Source organism: Bacteroides cellulosilyticus DSM 14838 (genome assembly GCF_000158035.1).
Classification (GTDB): Bacteria; Bacteroidota; Bacteroidia; order Bacteroidales; family Bacteroidaceae; genus Bacteroides; species Bacteroides cellulosilyticus.
In genome coordinates this window covers 197644-202252 of record NZ_EQ973488.1, presented here as the reverse complement: position 1 = coordinate 202252, position 4609 = coordinate 197644, and the positions used below count along the sequence as shown (strand labels likewise).

Genomic DNA, 4609 nt, shown 5'->3' with positions numbered 1-4609 from the left:
TAATGTAAATAATCCCAGTGCCAGTATCATCACCTTTTTCCGGTTGATACCCGAAAACAGTAAAGGCGTGATGGGAGCGGATATTGCTACTACCAGCGCAAATATGCTGACCGTCCAACCCGCTTCCGGAACAGTTACTTGAAAGTTCTCGGCTATCAGGGGCAAAATTCCAATCACACCCATTTCGGTATTGATTATTCCGAATACACCGGTTGTGAGGATGAATACAAGTAGGGTACTTGAATTGAGTTTGAATTTATTCTTCATATATTTCTTTTTTGTACTGCAAAGGTCGGGGAAACGTAGCATTTCCTTTGTAGATAAATTACGGATATGATAACCCCAAATACAGTTTCTCGTAAATGCAAAGCGCCCCGCTGCACGATGATGATGCAGCGGGGCGCTTTTTTAAGTTGAAATATAGCGCAACAGAATAGTATCGTCAAGAGTCGCGTTTCTCGTTGAATAATTTATCCGTCTCCTCCATCCCTACAATTTCCCAACCACGGAAAACGATGGTAATCAGTTTAAGTTGCGCTCCGCCGATAGTCTGTGCGACAATCTCGTCCGAAGCGTACTTCAGCAATTGCATCCGGGCTTCTTCCTTCAGCGTGGCGATGCGGCTTTCGGGTTCGTCGCGCTTCAGGTACTTCACCTCCATCAGGTAGGCGTAGCGGATATCCGGTATCTGCGGATTGGGGCGGAAGTAGAAGTCGGCGTAGCCCTTTCCCAGTTCATATTCGGGCATCAGTTGGTAGAAGTTCGTCATATTGAGATAGGCAAGAAGAAACCCCTTCACGTGCGCTTCGCCGTCGATGAACTCGCGGATGCGGCTCTGCTTCTCCAGTTCGGTGGCGATGTAGGTGAAGAGGGGTTGCCAGTCGGCACGGTATGCCATTTCTTTTGCCAGTTTACCCAGGGTGGAGATGTTCAGGCTGAAGATGTCTTCATCTGCGTAAGCCTCCGTCAGGTAGTTGTAGAACTGCTCGCGCACGGTGTTGTTAGGGATGGCAAGCACAGTTTCGCCTTCCTCCACGCCCCGGATACTGAGTAGGCCGAAGTAGTAGAGCAATGACTTGAAGTTATTCTCGTCCACCATCTTCTCCACGGAGAAGGCTCTGCTGATGGTGCCTGATGTACGTCCGTTTTCCACGATTTCGCGGATGATGGAGAAGTTGGCGTCCAGCTCGTGGTCTATCCGGATGAGGTGGCGCAACTTGTTGTAGTCCGTGCGGATGTTGGTGTCCACCATTTCTTCGGGCTTCTTACCGAGCTTCAGGCAACTGTTTATGTAGTAGAGCGTCATGTCGGAATTGTACATGCTTTCGTTCAGGCATTCCTTAGAGAAGTGGTAGTTGTCGTACCAGGGCTTCATGTCGGCGATCATTTCTTCCACGCCCATCGTCAGTGCGCCCCGGTCGCGGTAATACTCCAACATGGTGCGCAGTTCCGTTTCGGTGAAGCCCACAAGGGCGTTGAACAACGGTGAGGTGGTGATGTTGGTTCCGATATTGAAACCGCTCGTCACGTCGTCCAGTGTGATGGGGCTTACACCGGTGATAAACATACGTTCCAGTGCCATGCCGTTGCCGGAGGTGAGGAACTTGAGCACGTTGAAGAAGTATCGGAAGAAGCCTTCGCCGTGGGTGGCCTTGCGATACTCGTCTTTGCCGAAGGTGGAAAGGATGGTATTGGTGAAGTTGTCGTACTCGTCGATGAGGAGGTAGATGCGCAGGCGCAGCCGGCTGGCGGTGCTATTGATATAATCCAGCCGTGTTGAAGCGGTGGTTCGGCTCATCAATTCCTGGCGGAATCCGGGCTGGAACAGGTGTTCGTACTTGTCGGCAAACTCTACGAGACGCCCCGTGCAATGCTCCTCGAACGATTCTTCCAGCCTTCCGGGCGTGGAGTTGACGGCGGAGAAGTTGAACCGGAGTATCATGAACTTCGCCCTCAGGGAGGTGGGGTGTTCGTATATCCATTGTTCTCCGAAGAGTTCTTCGAAGCGGTCGGCGTTGTTGATGTCATAATAGGCGGCCAGCATATTGATGAGTAGCGTCTTGCCGAAGCGGCGGGGGCGGATGAGGAAGAGATACGAGGCTTCTTGCTCTATCAGGGGGATGAAGTGAGTTTTGTCTACGTAGTAATAGTTTTCACGGGCGAGACGGGTGTAATCGCTCAGTCCGTAGGGGATGCCTTTGATGCTATTCTGTTCCATAATTCAACGGTGTTACTTAATGCTTAATACTTAAACCTAATACTTATCATAGGGCAACAAAGATAACATTTATTTCGCTATCTTCCTGTCACGGCTGATACTTATTATTCTCGTTTCAAGCAAAGCGCCCCGCTGCATCATCATTGTGCAGCGGGGCGTTTTTGCTTGAATAGAGGTGCGGTGCGTTGTCTTCTTATCCCAACGGATTTTCTTCGATGCCACCGTCTCCACCGCTCGGTTTACCGGAACCGGTGCCGTCAAGACCACTGATGGAGCTGACGTTGGTCCATGTCACGTTCTCGCCGATGAGGGCGCGGGTGACGGCACTGCCTTGGCGGCGCGACTCGGGGATGAAGCGGACGCGGGTACCGGAGATTTGGTTGGCGTTCACCTTCTCGGCGCTGTCCACGCCCTTGCCGTTGGAGACGCAGGTGTAGTAGAAAGTGCCCAGACCTTCCACGTGGACGGTGCGACCGGTGTTCATACTGCTCCCCAGCACCAGGCCGAGGGCTTCGAGCGTGGCCTTGCTGTCGGCGCTGCTCACGGTGGAGATGAGGGCGATTTGCTTGCAAAGCTCGTCCATCTCGATAGGTTTACCCACGCTCACGGCCTGGGGATGCCACTTCTTGGACATCTTTTTGTAAATAGGTTTGAAAAATGCCATACGTTATGGTTTTTAAGTAAAACATGCCCTGTAGGCCATTCTGAAGGGGTGGAAGACTTGTGCTAAGTGTCATCGATACTTGTGCTAAGTGTTACGGACACTTGTGCTAAGTGTCGGGCATACTTGTGCTAAGTGTCAATGACACTCTTTAGAGGCTTCTACGGTTCATTGTGGTGTCAGGATTTATTTAATGTATCAATCTTTCAGAGTACCCCAGGCTGATGCCACTTCATCGGTATAACCGTCCTTGTTCGTGAATCTGGCATTACCGAAACAGTCGGATGTATTCCAGGTTGCACTGCCTTTATCATACTTCCACAGTTCGGGAGCCTCGCCTGGGTCGATAGCACTGTTGCCTGCCTTGAAACAATACCTGAAGTTCATGTTCTTATCTTTAAAACGGCTATAGTTGCCATCCGTGCTGAATATATTCTTGTTCAGTTTGACTTTCGTGCAATTGTAGAAGCAATTGCTGAAGTTTGTTGCTGCCAAATTCTTATCGAACAATCCTTCGGGTATTGCAGCCAGAGTGTTGCAACGGCCGAAGCAATATCCGAAGTCTGTTGCAGCCAAATTCTTATCGAACAATCCTTTGGGTATTGCAGCCAGAGTGTTGCAATCGTAGAAGCAATCGTTGAAGCTCGTTACATTCGTATTATTGTCGAACAGTCTATCGGGTATTGCAGCCAAACTGCTGCAAGCTTTGAAGCAACCGGCGAAGCTCGTTACGTTCGTATTATTGTCGAACAGCCCATCAGGTATTGCAGCTAGACTGCTGCAATATTGGAAGCAACTGGCGAAGCTCGTTACATTCGTATTATTGTCGAACAGCCCATTAGGTATTGCTTTCAGAGTGTTGCAATCGTAGAAGCAATACCCGAAGTCAGTTACGGCCGTATTCTTATTGAACAGTCCATCTGGGATTTCAGCCAGATTGCTGCAACCGAAGAAGCAAGCGAAGAAGCTCGTTGCAGCTGTATTCTTATCGAACAGGCCTTTGGGTATTGCTTTCAGACTGCAATCGTTGAAGCAATACTTGAAGTCCGTTACAGCCGTATTTTTATTGAACAGTCCATCTGGGATTTTAGCCAGATTGCTGCAATATTGGAAGCAACTGGCGAAGCTCGTTACATTCGTATTATTGTTGAACAGCCCCTCAGGTATTGCTTTCAGAGTGCTGCAACGTTGGAAGCAAAACTCGAAGTCCGTTGCAGTCGTATTTTTATCGAACAGCTCATCGGGTATTGTGGCCAGGTTGCTGCAATTACGGAAGAGGTCGGATAACTTACGGGTATCCATGTTCAGCAATGGAGTATCCATGCTTACCAATTTCTTCGCGTTATTATTACCGGTTCTATTAGAAAAGAAGTTCATAGGCAATATCTGCTGCTTCGTTGTCGCTTTCCCCGATGTGATGGTGATGGTGTAGGCACCGGCTTGAGAATAAGTATGATTGAATGCGTCGTTGCTTGTGGTTTCAGTTCCTTGAGGTATGACGGAAGAACTGTTGTCACCCCAATCAACTACGGTGTTGGCGGGTACAGCGTATCCTGTTGGGAATGGGATATTGAAGCCAATCCCATTCGTGTCATCCATCCTTACCGTCATTTTCATCTGCTCGCACTCCGTCCATTCGCCGGCCATTGTTGCGGTATATCTGCTTCCGGCGGTATAGGGCTTTCCGCCTGCCATCGCCACTTCTTGCTGGTAAATCTTGTCGCCTACCA

Annotated in this window: 4 protein-coding genes; all 4 read right to left on the bottom strand. The window is 49.5% G+C overall.

All coding sequences use genetic code 11. From position 1 onward, the window contains the following. On the bottom strand, positions 1-267 hold a 267-nt coding region (locus tag BACCELL_RS02210), incomplete at its 3' end, for an MFS transporter (protein ID WP_044153179.1). 175 nt (positions 268-442) lie between these two features. Next, complete coding sequence (locus BACCELL_RS02205) at positions 443-2218, bottom strand: ATP-binding protein (protein WP_007209876.1); 1776 nt, start codon at positions 2216-2218, stop codon at positions 443-445. A gap of 193 nt (positions 2219-2411) precedes the next feature. Continuing rightward, positions 2412-2882, bottom strand: coding sequence for an HU family DNA-binding protein (locus tag BACCELL_RS02200; RefSeq protein WP_044153178.1), 471 nt, complete (start codon positions 2880-2882; stop codon positions 2412-2414). 195 nt (positions 2883-3077) lie between these two features. Beyond that, on the bottom strand, positions 3078-4609 hold a 1532-nt coding region (locus BACCELL_RS26760), incomplete at its 5' end, for a leucine-rich repeat domain-containing protein (RefSeq protein ID WP_007209874.1).

What these genes read in the sequence shown, in the direction of transcription:
- BACCELL_RS02205 (WP_007209876.1), bottom strand. Translation starts at nt 2,218, where the DNA reads ATGGAACAGAATAGCATCAAAGGCATCCCCTACGGACTGAGCGATTAC.
- BACCELL_RS02200 (WP_044153178.1), bottom strand. Translation starts at nt 2,882, where the DNA reads ATGGCATTTTTCAAACCTATTTACAAAAAGATGTCCAAGAAGTGGCAT.